Raw genomic sequence first — 13,965 nt, 5'->3', positions numbered from 1 at the left:
AGGCGACGGGGCTCCTGCCTTTCCGGCGGCAGCCGGCATCCTGTACTCCCGGTCGCCCGGGTCCGGGTGAGCCACCCTTTCGGCCGACTTCCGCCCTCGTCCGGCCCGTTCGGCGGTACACCCTCCGCCCGCCGGCGCCGGCACTCCCCGCCCCGCCGCCCGTCACTCCTCCGGCCGTTTCCCGCGTGAATTCCGGGTGAATTTCTCCCCGGCGCGGCTCCTGCGCGCAGCCATGACCCGGACTCGTACCTGCGGCGGGATCAAGCCACTTCCGTGCCGCAGGATCCCGGCCTCACACATGCTGCATGATCAGAACGAATCTCGTGCCGGGCTCCAGCGCCTCGTACGCATGCGGTACGTCCCCGCGGTACGCCATGTAGTCCCCCGGCCCGAGTTCGACGCTCTCCCCCGCCGGCCCCGCCTTGACCCTCCCGGCGCCCACCACCAGGTGCTCCATCGTTCCCGGAAGGTGCGGGTCGGAGTCGCGCACCGTGCCGGGCTCCAGGGTGACGGCGTAGATGTCGCGGCGGGCCCCCGGCGGGCTCGCCGACAGCAGGGTGGCCAGATAGCTCGACTGCTCGGAGTGGACGGCCGGCCCCTCACCGGCCCGGATGACCTGGACGGCGGACACCGGAGGCTCCACCAGCGCGGCGAACGGCACGCCGAGTGCCACCGCCAGCGCCCAGATGGTCTCCATGCTCGGGTTGCCGCTCGCCGCCTCCAGCTGGGACAGCGTGGATTTGGCGATGCCCGCGCGTTTGGCCAGCTCGGAGAGGGAGAGCCCGGCACGGGTGCGCTCGCGGCGCAGGGCGGCGGCGATCCAGTCCAGGGGGAGGCGGGGCGGGACGCCCGGTGTGCCTTCGGCCATGTCGTTCGCTCCAGCGGTCCGACTGTTCGTCTTGACGAACAGCCTGCGCATTGTCCATCGTGGAAAACATGCGTTCGGTACAGCGAACAAGGATAGAGGCCGACCTGGTCCGTGATGTCTCCCTGGTCTGCCTGGCGGGCGGCATCGTGGGCGTGTCGTTCGGGGCGATCGCCGTGGCCGGCGGGCTTCCGGTGTGGGTGCCGGTCGCCATGTCGCTGCTGGTGTTCGCGGGGTCGGCCCAGTTCAGCGCGGTCGGAATCCTGCTCGCCGGGGGCGGGCCGGTGGCCGCTGCGGCGACCGGGCTGCTGCTCAACTCGCGCACGGCGGCCTTCAGCCTCGCCGTCGCCGAACACATGGGCTCCGGGCGGCTCGCCCGGCTGGTCGGCGCGCATCTGGTGACCGACGAGACGGCCGCCTTCACCCTGGCCCAGCCCGATCCGGCACGGCGCCGCGCCGCGTTCTGGCTCTCCGGGCTCGGCCTGTTCGCCGTGTGGAACGCGGGCGTGGCGGCGGGCGCGCTGGCCGGCTCCGCGCTCGGCGACACGGCCCGCTTCGGGCTGGACGCCGCCTTCCCGGCCGTGCTCGCCGCCCTGGTGCTGCCCGCACTGCGCGAGGACGCGGGGCTCCGCCGGGCCGCCCTGCCGGGAGGGGCACTGGCGCTCGCGGCGACACCGGTCGTCCCGGCCGGGGTGCCGGTCCTGCTGGCCCTGGCCGGGCTGGTGCTGCGCGGGGGCGGGAGGCGGCCGGCATGAACGGCGAGATCGCACTGATCCTGGTCCTGGCCGCCGGAACGTACGCCTTCCGCCTGGCCGGACCGCTCCTCCAGGGCCGGGTGGAGCTGCCGTCCCGGGTGCAGGAGCTGCTCTCCGCCGGCGCGATGGTCCTGCTGGCGGCCCTGCTGGCGACCGGCGCCCTCACCGAGTCCGGTGGCTTCGCGGGCTGGGCGCGCCCGGCCGGCGTCCTGGCGGGCGGGGTCCTGGCCTGGCGCCGGGCCCCGTTCGCGGTGGTCGTCCTGGCAGCGGCCGGCACGGCGGCGGTCCTGCGGGCGGCCGGGGTGCCCTGAGCGTCCGGGGCCACTGTCGGCACCCCCGGGTAACGTCGCCCCGCATGACGGACGCCCACACCGACGCCGACCACCCCGCCACCCACACCGACGCGGACCACTCCCACCACCTGCACACCACCCGCGCCTTCTACGACGCCATCGCCGAGGAGTACACCGAGCTCTTCCGTGACTGGCTCGACGCCAAGCCGCTGGACCGGGCGCTGCTGGCCGGATACGCCGAACTGGTCGGGGCGGGCGGGGAGGTGGCCGATGCCGGCTGCGGGCCGGGCCGGGGCACGGCGCATCTCGCCTCGCTGGGTCTGAACGTCTTCGGACTCGACCTGTCGGAGGCGATGCTCGCCATCGCCCGCCGCGAGCACCCCGGCCTGCGGTTCGTGCACGGCTCCCTGCTGCGGCTGGACGTCCCGGACGGGGCCCTCGCGGGTGTGGTGTCCCTGTACTCGACGATCCACCTGCCCGACGAGGAACTGCCCGCCGCCTTCGCCGAGTTCTACCGCGTCCTCGCACCCGGCGGGCACGCACTGCTCGCCTTCCAGGTCGGCGACGAGCCCCGGCGGCACGAGCACCCCTTCGGCCGCCCGGTCTCCCTCGACTTCCGCCGTCGCCGCCCGGACCGGATGGCCGGGCTGCTGGAGGCGGCCGGGTTCCGCATGGTTCTGCAGTCCGTGCGCGGGCCGGACGAGGAGCTCGGAGAGACCACTCCGCAGGCGTATCTGATGGCCCGTAAGCCGCGTTAGACGCAGCGGCCGGCGGAGCGAATGGGTCGGCACCCGCCCGCCGTCCCCGCGCCTGGGTCCGGACCTCGGCGGGGCGGGAGCGGGTTGCCGCCCTGGGCCCTGTGATGGATCGTCCCGGACCTCCGAAGGGCAGTCAATCCTTGGGTTTCCTGCTCAACACCCAAGCTGTAGCTTGGCGTTATGACCCTGGACGACCTGCGGGTGTTCGTGGCCGTGTGCCGGGCCGGCAGCCTCAGTGCGGTGGCCCGCGATCTGTCGTGCACGCAGTCGGCGGTGAGCCAGCATGTGAAGCGGCTGGAACGGGAGACCGGGGTCAGCCTCCTGGAGCGGCAGCCGCGCGGGGTGGTGCCGACCCAGGCGGGCCGGCTCCTGGAGGCCGCCGCCTCCGAGGGCATCACCGGGCTCGACCTGGCGCTGCGGCGCCTGCGGGAGATGGCCGACGGGGAGACCGGCTCGGTGCGGGTGGCCACGGGCGCCACGACCGTACGGCACTTCATGTCGGAGGCGGTCGTCGCCTTCCGGCAGCGTCACCCCGACGTCCGCCTGGAGTTCCGTACCGAGAGTTCCAGCCGGGGCTGCTTCGAGGCCCTGGCCGACCGCGGGCTGGACCTGGCCTGGATCACCCTGGGCGGGCCCGTGCGCGGCATCGAGCAGCGCCCGGTGATGGATCTGCCGTGGGTGCTCGCGCTCCGGGTGGACGACCCGCTGGCCTCCCGCCCGTACGTGGAACCGGAGGAGCTGCGGGGGCTGCGCCTGATCCGGCTGCCGCCCAACTCCACCTCGGCGGCCCATCTGGACGCCGCCTGCGCCGAGGTGGGGGTGCGGTTCTCCTTCGACACCAGCGTCGCCGACTGGGACACCGCGCTGCTGCTGGCCGGACTGGGCCTGGGCCGTGCGGTGGTGCCCGCGCTGCCGGGGCACTCCATACCGGGCGACGAGGGTCCGCTGCGCCTCGTCCCGATCCGCGCCCTGCGCCCGCTGTCGGTGGGCTGGGCGGTCCGTCAGTGGGACGCGCTCAGTCCGCTCGCCCGCGCCTTCGCCGACACGGTGGTCGACAGCTGCCGGCGCAACGCCCCAGCGCCCGCCGCCTGATCAGCCCCAGCCGTCGCCCGAGCCCACCCGGCTTTCTGTGCCCGCCCCGGCAACGGGGCTGCCCCCTCAGGCCCCCGCCCTCCCCTCGTACAGCGCCTCCACCTCCGCCGCGAAGTCCTTCAGGATCACGTCCCTGCGCAGCTTCATCGACGGGGTCAGATGCCCTGCCTCCTCCGTGAAGTCCACCGGCAGGATCATGAAGCGCCGGATCGACTCCGGGCGGGAGAGCGTCTTGTTCGCCTCGTCCAGGGCGCGCTGGATCACGCCCTGCAACTCCTCGTCGTCGACGAGGAGTTCCGGCGGCACCGGGTGCTTGCCGTTCATGCGGCGCCAGTGGGTGATGCCGTCGGGGTCGAGGGTGATCAGCGCCGCCACATAGGGGCGGCCGTCGCCGACGAGCATGCACTGCGAGATCAGGGGGTGGGAGCGCAGCCAGTTCTCCAGCGGGGCCGGTGCGACGCTCTTGCCGCCCGCCGTGATCAGGATCTCCTTCTTGCGGCCGGTGATGGTCAGGTACCCCTCGTCGTCCAGCTCGCCGAGGTCGCCGGTGGCGAACCAGCCGTCGCGGGCGGCCGGGACGACTCCGCCGGCCTGGGCGTCCCAGTAGCCGCGCAGCACATGATCGCCGGAGATCAGGATCTCCCCGTCGGCGGCGATGCGGACCCGGGTGCCGGGCATCGGCCGGCCGACCGTGCCGAGCCGGGGCTTGAGCGGGGGTGTGACCGTGGTCGCGCCGGTGGTCTCGGTCAGGCCGTAGCCCTCGAAGATCTCGATGCCGGCGCCGGCGTAGAACGCGGCGAGCCGGCGGCCCAGCGGGGAGCCGCCGCAGATGGCGTAACGGACCCTGCCGCCCATGGCGTTGCGGATGCGGCGGTAGACGAGCGGGTCGTACATCGCCCGGGCGGCCTTCAGGGAGCGGCCGGGGCCGGGCCCGGTGCCGGCCTGTCTCGCCTCGAGTGCCTCGCCGTAGCGGATGGCGACCGCAGCGGCGCGGTCGAAGGTGGACGCCCGCCCGCCCGACTCCGCCTTGGCGCGGGCGCTGTTGTAAACCTTCTCCAGCATGTAGGGGATGGTCAGCAGGCAGGTGGGCCGGAAGCTCGCCAGGTCGGGCAGCAGGTCCTCGGGGCTGAGGCTGGGCGCGTGCCCGAACCGCACCCGGGCGCGCACGCAGGCGACGGCGACCATCCGCCCGAAGACGTGCGACATCGGCAGGAAGAGGAGCACGGAGGCATCTTCACTCGTCTCTGCCTTGAAGACCGGGTAGAGCAGCTCGATGGCGTTGTCGATCCCGGCGAAGAAGTTGCCGTGGGTGAGGGCGCAGCCCTTGGGGCGTCCGGTGGTGCCGGAGGTGTAGACGAGGGTGGCGATGGTGTCCGGCACGAGCATGCCCCGGCGGACCTCCACCTCCGAGTCGGGCACGTGCGCTCCCGACTCGGCCAGCAGCTCGACGTGGTCCTTCTCCACCACCCACACATGCCGCAGGCCGGGCAGCCGCCCCAGTTCGGGGCCGAGGGCGGCGGCCTGCCCGGCGGTCTCCGTGATCAGGGCGACCGCTCCGGAGTCGTGCAGGATCCAGCAGGCCTGGTAGACGGAGGAGGTCGGGTAGATGGGGACGGTGACCAGCCCGGCCGCCCAGGCGGCGAAGTCGATCAGGGTCCACTCGTAGATGGTGCGGGCCATCACGGCGATCCGGTCGCCCGGCATCAGCCCCTCGGCGATGAGCCCCTTGGCGACCGCCTGCACCTGCTCGGCGAACTCAGCGGCCGTCACATCGGCCCAGCGGCCGTCCACCGTCTTGCGGCTGAGCACCACGGACTGCGGGACCGCGTGGGCGTTGTCGAAGGGCAGGTCGGCGAGCGAGCCGTGCCGTACCGGCCGGACGAGCGGCGGGACGGCGGCTTCCCGCACGATGCCGTCCAGCCTCCGGAGCTCGGGCTCGACCAGCACGGGGGCGCCGTACTCGTCGCCGGTGGCGGAGGAATACGCAGTGGACACGGGCGGCTCCTGGGACGTGCAGCGGTGTGCCGGCTCTCAGTCAGGTACGGGTCGCGCAGCTGGCGGCACTCAGGGCGGCACCCCCGGGGGGTGAGGGGTTACCGCCGGTCAGTCTGGGGATCGTACGGCCCTGGCGTGGGGGGTTTGTGCGGGTCCGGGGATGATCCGGAGCCGGGCATGTGCAATCTCGGCGGGTATGTGAGGGTCGTTCATCTTCTGTGCGGGACCCGGCTCGGCCGCGCCGGCCTCGCAGGTCAGGCGCGTTCCAGGATCGCCGTCACCCCCTGGCCGCCCGCCGCGCACACCGAGATCAACCCGCGTGCCGGGGCGTCCCGTTCGGCGAGCAGCTTCGCCAGGGTGGCGACGATCCGGGCGCCGGTCGCGGCGAAGGGGTGTCCGGTCGCCAGCGAGGACCCGGCCACGTTCAGCCGCGCCCGGTCCACCGGCGCCAGCCCCTGCTTCTCCCAGGCGGCCAGGGTGGCGAGCACCTGGGAGGCGAAGGCCTCGTGCACCTCCACGAGATCGAAGTCCTCGATGCCCAGCCCGGCCCGCTCCAGCATCCGCGGCACCGCATACGCCGGTGCCATCAGCAGCCCGTCCTCGCCGCCCGCGACATCGCCCGCCACGAAGTCCACCGCGGCCGTCTCGTACGCGCTGAGGTAGGCCAGCGGCTCCAGCCCCCGCTCCTCGGCCCACTCCTCACTGGCCAGCAGCACCACCGCGGCCCCGTCCGTCAGCGGCGTCGAATTGCCGGCCGTCATCGTCGGCTCGGGCCCGTCCAGCCCGAACACCGGCTTCAGTTCCGCCAGTTTCTCCACGGTCGATCCCGGACGCAGATTCTGGTCACGGGCCAGCCCCCGGAACGGCACCACCAAGTCCTGGAAGAACCCGCGTTCATAGGCCGCTGCCAGCCGCTGGTGACTGGTGGCCGCCAGCTCGTCCTGCGCCCGGCGGCTGATGCCCCACGCACGGGCGGTGACGGCCGCGTGCTCGCCCATGGACAGCCCGGTGCGCGGCTCGGCGTTGCGCGGGATGTCCGGCACCAGATGCCCCGGCCGGACCTTGGCCAGCGCCTTCAGCCGCGCCCCCAGCGACTTGGCGCGCCGGGCCTCCAGCAGCACCTTGCGCAGGGTGTCGTTGACGCCGAGGGGCGCGTCGCTCGCGGTGTCCGCGCCGCCCGCGATCGCGGACTCGGTCTGCCCGAGGGCGATCTTGTTGGCGGCGGCGATCACGGCCTGGAGTCCGGTGCCGCAGGCCTGCTGGATGTCGTAGGCGGGGGTGCGGGGGTCCAGCGCCGAGCCGAGCACGGTCTCCCGGGCGAGGTTGAAGTCCCGGCTGTGCTTGAGCACGGCCCCCGCGACGAACTCGCCGACCGCACCCCGCCCTTGCAGCCGGTACCGCTCGACGAGACCGTTCAGAGCCGCCGTGAGCATCTCCTGATTGGAGGCGGTGGCGTAGGGGCCGTCGGAGCGGGCGAACGGGATGCGGCTGCCGCCGATGATCGCGACGCGGCGCACGGCCGCCGGTTCCAGGGGACTCATCTCGACCTGCTCCTCACCGTGGGCTTACCTCCGGTAACCTTACTCCAGAGTAAGCACCGACGTGAGCCCTTCACACCCGCTGGGAGTCGCACATGGCCGACCGCTATCTGAGCTTCACCGGCACCGCGCCCGGCCGCTTCCTCACCCGCCGCCTGGGCCTCCCCCAGCCCGCGGCGCTGAAGCGCCACTCGCCCGAGCAGCCGGATCTGGCGGGCGGCCTGCTGCACCTCACCGCCGGCAAGTCCGACCTCGGCCTCGCCCCGGTCCTCGCCCGCACCAACCTCCCCGTCACCGACACCGACCCCGCGGCCGTCGTCCTCGACGCCACCGGCATCCGCACCATCGAGGACCTGTCCGAAGTCCACTCCGCCCTGCACCCCGTCCTCCGCTCCATCACCCCCAGCGGCAGAGTCGTCGTCCTCGGCGCCCCGCTCGACCCCGCCGACCACCACCAGGCCGCCGCCCAGCAGGCCCTGGAGGGCTTCACCCGCTCCCTCGGCAAGGAGATCGGCCGCGGCAGGACCGTCAACCTGGTCCGCCTCACCGACGCCGAGGCCGCCGAGTCCACCCTCCGCTTCCTCCTCTCCCCCAAGTCCGCCTACGTCAGCGGCCAGGTCGTCGAGGTCGGCACCGCGCCGGTCACCACCCCCGCCGACTGGAACCGCCCCCTGGCCGGCCGCACCGCCCTGATCACCGGCGCCGCACGCGGCATCGGCGAGGCGGTAGCCGAGACCCTGGCCCGCGACGGTGCCAAGGTCGTCGTCCTCGACGTGCCGCAGGCAGAGGCGGACGCCCGCCGCGTCGCCGACCGCCTCGGCGGCACGGCCCTCCCCCTCGACATCACCGCCGCCGACGCCGGCGCCCGTATCGCCGAGGCCCTCCCCGACGGCCTCGACATCCTCATCCACAACGCCGGCATCACCCGCGACCGCCGCCTGGTCAACATGCCCGCCGAACGCTGGATCCAGGTCCTGGAGGTCAACCTGGCGAGCGTGCTGCGCACCACCGACTTCCTCCTCACCTCCGGCACCCTCAAGCCGGGCGGCCGCATCGTCGCCACCGCCTCCATCGCGGGCATCGCCGGAAACGCCGGCCAGACCAACTACGGCGCCAGCAAGGCAGGCATCATCGGCCTGGTCCGCTCCCTCGCCCCCCGCGCCCTGGCCGACCACGACGTCACCGTGAACGCCGTCGCCCCCGGCTTCATCGAAACGAAAATGACCGCGGCCATCCCCCTCCTCATCCGCGAAGCCGGCCGCCGCATGAACTCCCTCGCCCAGGGCGGCCAGCCCATCGACGTCGCCGAGACCACCGCCTGGCTCGCCCACCCCGCCTCCGGCGCGGTCAACGGCCAGGTCGTACGGGTCTGCGGCCAGAGCCTGCTGGGAGCGTGAGCCCGTGCAGCCCCGCCACATCCTCACCGCACCCCCGTCCCTGACCCCCCTCCTCGCCCGGGGCGCCCTGCTCTCCCCCCTCAAGCGCCCCCGCCCCGACGCGCCCTTCCCGCGCACCCGCCTGGTCCTCCCCGGCCTGCGCGTCGACCTGGCCCGCCTCGCCGCCTACGAGCGGGTCTGCGGCTTCCCCACCGGCGAGGACGACCTGCCGGTCACCTACCCGCACGTGCTGGGCTTCCCCCTCGCCATGCGCCTGATGAGCGACCGCGCCTTCCCGCTCCCGCTCCTCGGCCTGGTCCACACGTCCATCGCCATCACCCGGCACCGCCCCCTCCCCGCCACCGGCGCGTACGAACTCCACGTCCACATCGCCGACCTGACCCCCCACCGGCGCGGCACCGAGGCGACCGTCGTCACCGAACTCCACACCGACGGCTCCGTCGCCTGGGAATCCCGCAGCACGTATCTGGCCCGCCACCGCACCGACACTCGGCCATCCCCCGAACGCAAGACTCCGGACCCCCTCCCCACGCTCTCCGAATGGCGCCTGCCCGCCGGCCTGGGCCGCCGCTACGGCGCCGCGTCCGGCGACCGCAACCCGATCCACCTGCACCCGCTCACCGCGCGCCTCTTCGGTTTCCCCCGCGCCATCGCGCACGGCATGTGGACGGTGGCCCGCTGCCTGGCCGCCCACGGGGTGCCTCCGGCGGCGACGATACGAGCGGACTTCAAGGCACCGGTCCTGCTGCCGGGCACGGTCACCTACAGCGCACGGGACGGACGCTTCGAGCTGAGGAGCGGCGAAGGCGGACGCCGCCTTCACCTCACCGGCGAAGTACTCCCCTGCTGATCACCCTCGTCGTCGGCCGGGGGCACCCACCGGCGCCCGTGCATCAGATCGCCGAGTCCTGCCCAGGCGAAGTTCATCAGGGTGGCCGCGGCCTGGCGGGCGGTGACGCCGGGAGTGGCGTTGGCCCAGTCGGCCAGCGACTCGGCGGCGCCGACGAGGGCCTCGGCGAGGCCGGCGACCTCGGCCGCCGGGAGGTCGGGATCGCGGTGCGCGTCGCGGGCGGCGGCGAGGATCAGCTGGGTCACGAAGGCGACGATCTCGGCGCGCATGGCGGCGACCTCGCCGGCGAAGACCTCGCCGTGGGTGCGGGCCTGGAGGTGCAGGACGGACCAGCCGTCGGGGTTGCGGGCGGTGTGCGTGAAGAAGGCGGTCAGGCCGGACCAGAGCTGGCGGTCGGCGGGGAGGTCCGGGCGGGCGCCGGCCCGCACGGCGTCGACGAGGGCCTTTGCCTCACGGCGGATGCAGGCGCTGAACAGGTCCTCCTTGGAGTTCAGGTAGAGGTAGACCAACGGCTTGGAGACACCGGCCAGTTCGGCGATCTCGTCCATGGACGCGGCCATGTAGCCCCGCCGGCCGAAGGTCTGTACGGCGGCGTCCAGCATCTGCTGTTCCCGCACCGCGCGCGGCATCCGCTTGGTCTTGACGGCAGGCATACCTTTCAGAGTACGGGGCGGGGTAACGGGGCGAGCGGCAGCTCGGGGGGTGCTGGATTTCGGACGCGGCCGCTGACCAGGGTTTTCGTTCAACGTGCGGTGAGCTTGCCGACTCGCAGGGTGCCCTTCGCTCGGCTTGGCACCCGGGGTGGGTGCCGGCCGGGGGCGGCCCCGACTCACCCACCCACCGTGGGCGCTACGCGTACCCCCACCGGAGCCGCGGTTGCGCCGCAGGCATCAGACGCGCACCCCCACCGGGCCGCACGGGCGGGAAATGCCGCAGCCCCACCCGGCGGGTGTGCGGGCGGGGCTGTGGGGCGTGGGGGGTCAGGCGGTCGCGGGGGCCGGTTCGCGGGTTTCCGAGGCGGCCGCCGGGGGCTCGTCGACCAGGGAGCCGTGGACGGAGTTGTAGGCGTCGCGGTCGAGGAGCTTCTCGCGAGCCGAGACGAGGACCGGGACCAGGGCCTGGCCGGCGACGTTCGTCGCGGTGCGGATCATGTCGAGGATGGGGTCGATGGCGAGGAGCAGACCCACGCCCTCCATCGGCAGCCCCAGCGTGGACAGCGTCAGCGTGAGCATCACCGTCGCCCCGGTCAGCCCCGCCGTCGCCGCCGAGCCGACCACCGACACGAACGCGATCAGCAGGTAGTCCGTGACGCCCAGCTGAACGTCGAAGATCTGCGCGACGAAGATCGCCGCAATAGCCGGATAAATGGCGGCGCAGCCATCCATCTTCGTCGTCGCCCCGAACGGCACCGCGAACGACGCGTACTCCCGCGGCACACCCAGCCGCTCGGTGACCTTCTGCGTCACCGGCATCGTGCCCACCGACGACCGCGACACGAACGCCAGCTGGATCGCCGGCCAGGCGCCCTTGAAGAACTGCAGCGGGTTGGCCTTGGCCACACCGGCCAGCAGCGCCGGGTACACACCGAACAGAACGATCAGGCAGCCCACGTAGATGTCGGCCGTGAACGTCGCGTACTTGCCGATCAGGTCCCAGCCGTACGTGGCGATCGCGTTGCCGATCAGGCCCATGGTGCCCAGCGGCGCCAGCCGGATGACCCACCACAGCGCCTTCTGCAGCAGCTCCAGCACGGACTCGCTCAGCGTGAGGATCGGCTGAGCCTTCTCACCGAGCTTCAGCGCGGCGATACCGGCGACCGCCGCCATGAAGACGATCTGCAGCACGTTCAGCTCGGTGAACGGCGTGATGACGTCCGTCGGGATGATCCCGGTCAGGAAGTCGATCCAGGACCCGGTGCTCTCCGGCTTCGCCCCGTCCTGCGGGGTGAGCCCCGTACCCGAGCCCGGGTTGGTGACCAGGCCGATGACCAGGCCGATCGCCACCGCGATCAGCGACGTGATCATGAACCAGATCAGCGTCCGCGACGCCAGCCGCGCCGCGTTGTTGACCTTCCGCAGATTGGTGATCGACACCAGGATCGCGAAGAAGACCAGCGGCGCGACGGCCAGCTTCAGCAGACCGACGAACGTACCGCCGATCTTCTCCAGCGTGGTGACCAGCCAGGAGACGTCCTGGCTGCGGGCGAGCCAGCCGAGCAGCACGCCCAGGACGAGACCGGCGAGTATCTGGGCCCAGAAGGGCGCCCTGAAGGGCAGCGAGAAGGATTTCGTGTTCGTGGACACGGACCAGCTCCGTTGAGGGGACGCGTAAGGACAGTGACGTGGTGGTCTTGCGGTGCGTTGAGCGCGCGGCGAGATCGTCGCCCGCGGTTCAGGGACGACAGCTCGCGGAGGCGACCCGGCAGAGATCCACGTGCAGGCGCGCCACGAGCGGAACACTCCGGGGCGTGGAGAACACGGCTGCTGACTTCACCCAACGACCCTAACACTGAAGCTTTGGGATGCTCCAAGCCTTGCTTTGACAGGCGGGAGGCGAAAAATACCCACACATCACAAAGCGCCCCGGTTTCCGGGGTTTTCGGAAGCCGGGGCGCCGATCACGCCTTGTCTGGTGTGACAGACCTTACGAAGCCTGCCCCTGCGCCGGCTGCTGAGCCGATCCCTGAGCCGATCCCTGGACGGGCTCCGGCTTCTTCTCCGCACCCTGCGCCCGCGCCGCCTCGTCCGCGCCGTCCTCCGCCTTGCGGCTGGCCTCCAGGTTCGCCTTCACCTGGTCCACCCGCCGCACGAGCTGCTCCGAGGCACGGTCCCGCTCCTTGCGCAGCGCGACAAAGCTGATCGGCGCGGAGATCACCAGCGCGAGCAGCACGATCCACAGGCTGTTGGACCGGCCCAGGCCACGCGGGGCGAGGCCGGAGTAGACGAGACCCCAGACGACCACGAGGCAGCCCACGAAGATCCCGAGGCGCATCAGCGTGTAGCGGAGCATCTCAATCCACTCTTCCGTTTCTGGCACAAAGAGGCACCGTCCAGTGAAGCATGCCGGGACACCGATCTTTCACGGGGGTACGAAGCAGCCTCACGGCTCAGCTTCGGCTCGGCCCGGCTCAGCTTCGGCTCGGCTCGGCTCAGCTCGGCTCAGCTCTGATCAGCTCACCCCAGCTCCAACAACATGATCACGTCATCCCGGTCGTCCCCCGGCGCCACCCGGATCGCCCCCGGAACGCGCCCGACCTCCTTGTACCCGCACCCCGCATAGAACCGCTCCAGCCCCAGCCCACCCCGGCAGGCGAGCCGGATCGCCTCGACCCCCTCCATGTCCCGCGCGGCCCGCTCCGCCGCCGCCAGCAGCTCCCGTCCGTACCCCTTGCCCTGATGCCTGGGGTGCACCATCACCGTGTAGAGCCAGATCCAGTGCGTCATCAGCCGATGCGTGTTCCGCGTGAGGAACGCCGTGGCCGCCACCCGCCCCTCCTCGTCGTACCCGACGAGCAGCCGCGACCGCTCCTCCGCCATGGCGGCGAACTGCCGCACCAGCTCCGGCCGGACCTCCTCCCGGTCCACCGGCGGCACGAACCCCACCGCACCACCCGCGTTACTGACATCGACCCACAGCTCCAGCAGCCCGTCCCGCAGCTCACGGGTCACGGGCGGATCCACCACAAACGTAAGAGGCATAGACCGACCCTACCCCTTACCCAAGCGCCTCCGCAGCCACTTTCAGGTCGGCCACCAGCCCCTCGTACGCAGCCGCCCGCTCCTCCTCGTCCCGCGCCCGCAGCACCGACGAGGGGTGCACGGTGGCCACCAGCTTCTCCGGCCGCCCGTGGATCTCCCGCTCCAGCAGTGCCCCGCGCGCCTCACCGACCCGGAACGAGGAGCCGAACAGCGCCTTGCCCGCGGTGGCTCCGAGCATCACGATCAGCTCGGGCTCCACGACGGCCAGTTCGGCCGCCAGCCACGGCCCGCAGGCCGTCATCTCCCGCAGCGTCGGCGCCTTGTGGATACGGCGCTTGCGCGGCTCGGCGCGGGTGAACTTGAAGTGCTTCACCGCGTTGGTGACATACGCGTCCGCCGGATCGAGCCCGGCCTCCTCCAGCGCCCGGTCGAGCAGCCTTCCCGCGGGACCGACGAAGGGCCGGCCCAGCCGGTCCTCCTGGTCACCGGGCTGCTCACCCAGCAGCATCACCCGGGCGTCCGCATCACCGGCACCGAAGACGGTCTGCGTGGCATCCCGGTGCAGCGGACACCCGCGGCACCCGGCCGCAGCCTCCCGCAACGCACCAAGAGTCAGCTCCTCCGGCACAAACGGCTCGGCGCTGTACGCATCCTCGGGCGCACCCATACACCCCGAGTACCCGAACACGCAGGCCCGCTGCACCAACCCCAAAGGGGCGCGCTG

General features: G+C 72.5%; 15 protein-coding genes. 6 read left to right on the top strand and 9 right to left on the bottom strand.

Annotated features, from left to right (window positions below):
- Nucleotides 1-292 precede the first annotated feature (292 nt).
- Nucleotides 293-868: a helix-turn-helix domain-containing protein gene (locus tag ABD207_RS28285; protein WP_344016044.1), complete on the bottom strand. Its 576-nt coding sequence runs from the start codon at nucleotides 866-868 to the stop codon at nucleotides 293-295.
- A 68-nt stretch (nucleotides 869-936) separates the two neighbouring features.
- Here ABD207_RS28285 and ABD207_RS28280 point away from each other — a divergent pair, with 68 nt between their 5' ends.
- The 4 genes from ABD207_RS28280 (at nucleotide 937) to ABD207_RS28265 (ending at nucleotide 3,763) form a co-directional block, all read left to right on the top strand.
- The gene (locus ABD207_RS28280) at nucleotides 937-1,620 is read left to right on the top strand and encodes an AzlC family ABC transporter permease (protein WP_344016043.1); all 684 of its coding nucleotides are present in this window, start codon (nucleotides 937-939) and stop codon (nucleotides 1,618-1,620) included.
- Entirely contained in the window at nucleotides 1,617-1,931 is a 315-nt protein-coding gene (locus ABD207_RS28275; RefSeq protein WP_344016042.1) for an AzlD domain-containing protein, read from the top strand. Before ABD207_RS28280 ends, ABD207_RS28275 begins: the two co-directional genes overlap by 4 nt.
- A gap of 44 nt (nucleotides 1,932-1,975) precedes the next feature.
- On the top strand, nucleotides 1,976-2,671 hold the full coding sequence (locus ABD207_RS28270) for a class I SAM-dependent methyltransferase (RefSeq protein ID WP_344016040.1): 696 nt from the start codon (nucleotides 1,976-1,978) through the stop codon (nucleotides 2,669-2,671).
- A gap of 180 nt (nucleotides 2,672-2,851) precedes the next feature.
- Nucleotides 2,852-3,763, top strand: coding sequence for a LysR family transcriptional regulator (locus tag ABD207_RS28265; RefSeq protein ID WP_344016039.1), 912 nt, complete (start codon nucleotides 2,852-2,854; stop codon nucleotides 3,761-3,763).
- A 66-nt stretch (nucleotides 3,764-3,829) separates the two neighbouring features.
- Here the strand turns inward: ABD207_RS28265 and ABD207_RS28260 are convergent, their stop codons facing one another.
- Together ABD207_RS28260 and ABD207_RS28255 are read right to left on the bottom strand one after the other, a co-directional pair.
- On the bottom strand, nucleotides 3,830-5,758 hold the full coding sequence (locus tag ABD207_RS28260) for an AMP-dependent synthetase/ligase (protein ID WP_344016038.1): 1,929 nt from the start codon (nucleotides 5,756-5,758) through the stop codon (nucleotides 3,830-3,832).
- Nucleotides 5,759-6,012: 254 nt separating this feature from the next.
- Complete coding sequence (locus ABD207_RS28255; RefSeq protein ID WP_344016037.1) at nucleotides 6,013-7,299, bottom strand: acetyl-CoA C-acetyltransferase; 1,287 nt, start codon at nucleotides 7,297-7,299, stop codon at nucleotides 6,013-6,015.
- Between the two features lie 92 nt (nucleotides 7,300-7,391).
- On the opposite strand from ABD207_RS28255, the gene ABD207_RS28250 reads away from it, so the two are divergent.
- The gene (locus ABD207_RS28250; protein ID WP_344016036.1) at nucleotides 7,392-8,693 is read left to right on the top strand and encodes a 3-oxoacyl-ACP reductase; all 1,302 of its coding nucleotides are present in this window, start codon (nucleotides 7,392-7,394) and stop codon (nucleotides 8,691-8,693) included.
- A gap of 4 nt (nucleotides 8,694-8,697) precedes the next feature.
- On the top strand, nucleotides 8,698-9,543 hold the full coding sequence (locus ABD207_RS28245) for a MaoC family dehydratase (RefSeq protein WP_344016034.1): 846 nt from the start codon (nucleotides 8,698-8,700) through the stop codon (nucleotides 9,541-9,543).
- Here ABD207_RS28245 and ABD207_RS28240 read toward each other — a convergent pair.
- From ABD207_RS28240 to ABD207_RS28215, 6 genes are all read right to left on the bottom strand, one after another.
- The gene (locus tag ABD207_RS28240) at nucleotides 9,513-10,196 is read right to left on the bottom strand and encodes a TetR/AcrR family transcriptional regulator (protein ID WP_344016033.1); all 684 of its coding nucleotides are present in this window, start codon (nucleotides 10,194-10,196) and stop codon (nucleotides 9,513-9,515) included. The two genes, ABD207_RS28245 and ABD207_RS28240, sit on opposite strands and share 31 nt — an antisense overlap.
- A gap of 327 nt (nucleotides 10,197-10,523) precedes the next feature.
- A complete protein-coding gene (locus tag ABD207_RS28235) occupies nucleotides 10,524-11,846 on the bottom strand; it encodes a dicarboxylate/amino acid:cation symporter (protein ID WP_344016032.1) in 1,323 nt (440 codons plus the stop codon).
- 88 nt (nucleotides 11,847-11,934) lie between these two features.
- Nucleotides 11,935-12,021 (bottom strand): putative leader peptide, encoded by an 87-nt coding sequence (locus ABD207_RS28230; RefSeq protein WP_344016058.1) that lies wholly within the window; start codon nucleotides 12,019-12,021, stop codon nucleotides 11,935-11,937.
- 165 nt (nucleotides 12,022-12,186) lie between these two features.
- Nucleotides 12,187-12,552: a DUF4229 domain-containing protein gene (locus tag ABD207_RS28225; RefSeq protein WP_344016030.1), complete on the bottom strand. Its 366-nt coding sequence runs from the start codon at nucleotides 12,550-12,552 to the stop codon at nucleotides 12,187-12,189.
- A 164-nt stretch (nucleotides 12,553-12,716) separates the two neighbouring features.
- Nucleotides 12,717-13,241, bottom strand: a complete 525-nt coding sequence (locus ABD207_RS28220; RefSeq protein WP_344016029.1) for a GNAT family N-acetyltransferase — start codon at nucleotides 13,239-13,241, stop codon at nucleotides 12,717-12,719.
- Between the two features lie 16 nt (nucleotides 13,242-13,257).
- Nucleotides 13,258-13,908, bottom strand: a complete 651-nt coding sequence (locus ABD207_RS28215) for a UdgX family uracil-DNA binding protein (protein WP_344016028.1) — start codon at nucleotides 13,906-13,908, stop codon at nucleotides 13,258-13,260.
- Nucleotides 13,909-13,965 lie beyond the last annotated feature (57 nt).

The sequence above is a fragment of the Streptomyces thermospinosisporus genome (assembly GCF_039526425.1).
Classification (GTDB): Bacteria; Actinomycetota; Actinomycetes; order Streptomycetales; family Streptomycetaceae; genus Streptomyces; species Streptomyces thermocarboxydovorans.
Note: the sequence above shows the minus strand (reverse complement) of the source record. Positions and strands in the feature narration are given on the sequence as shown.

Bases quoted from the DNA above. Each gene is read 5' to 3' on its own strand.
- ABD207_RS28270 (WP_344016040.1), top strand. From the start codon at position 1,976: ATGACGGACGCCCACACCGACGCCGACCACCCCGCCACCCACACCGAC.
- ABD207_RS28280 (WP_344016043.1), top strand. From the start codon at position 937: ATGCGTTCGGTACAGCGAACAAGGATAGAGGCCGACCTGGTCCGTGAT.
- ABD207_RS28215 (WP_344016028.1), bottom strand. From the start codon at position 13,908: ATGGGTGCGCCCGAGGATGCGTACAGCGCCGAGCCGTTTGTGCCGGAG.
- ABD207_RS28275 (WP_344016042.1), top strand. From the start codon at position 1,617: ATGAACGGCGAGATCGCACTGATCCTGGTCCTGGCCGCCGGAACGTAC.
- ABD207_RS28255 (WP_344016037.1), bottom strand. From the start codon at position 7,299: ATGAGTCCCCTGGAACCGGCGGCCGTGCGCCGCGTCGCGATCATCGGC.
- ABD207_RS28285 (WP_344016044.1), bottom strand. From the start codon at position 868: ATGGCCGAAGGCACACCGGGCGTCCCGCCCCGCCTCCCCCTGGACTGG.
- ABD207_RS28265 (WP_344016039.1), top strand. From the start codon at position 2,852: ATGACCCTGGACGACCTGCGGGTGTTCGTGGCCGTGTGCCGGGCCGGC.
- ABD207_RS28250 (WP_344016036.1), top strand. From the start codon at position 7,392: ATGGCCGACCGCTATCTGAGCTTCACCGGCACCGCGCCCGGCCGCTTC.
- ABD207_RS28240 (WP_344016033.1), bottom strand. From the start codon at position 10,196: ATGCCTGCCGTCAAGACCAAGCGGATGCCGCGCGCGGTGCGGGAACAG.
- ABD207_RS28220 (WP_344016029.1), bottom strand. From the start codon at position 13,241: ATGCCTCTTACGTTTGTGGTGGATCCGCCCGTGACCCGTGAGCTGCGG.
- ABD207_RS28225 (WP_344016030.1), bottom strand. From the start codon at position 12,552: ATGCTCCGCTACACGCTGATGCGCCTCGGGATCTTCGTGGGCTGCCTC.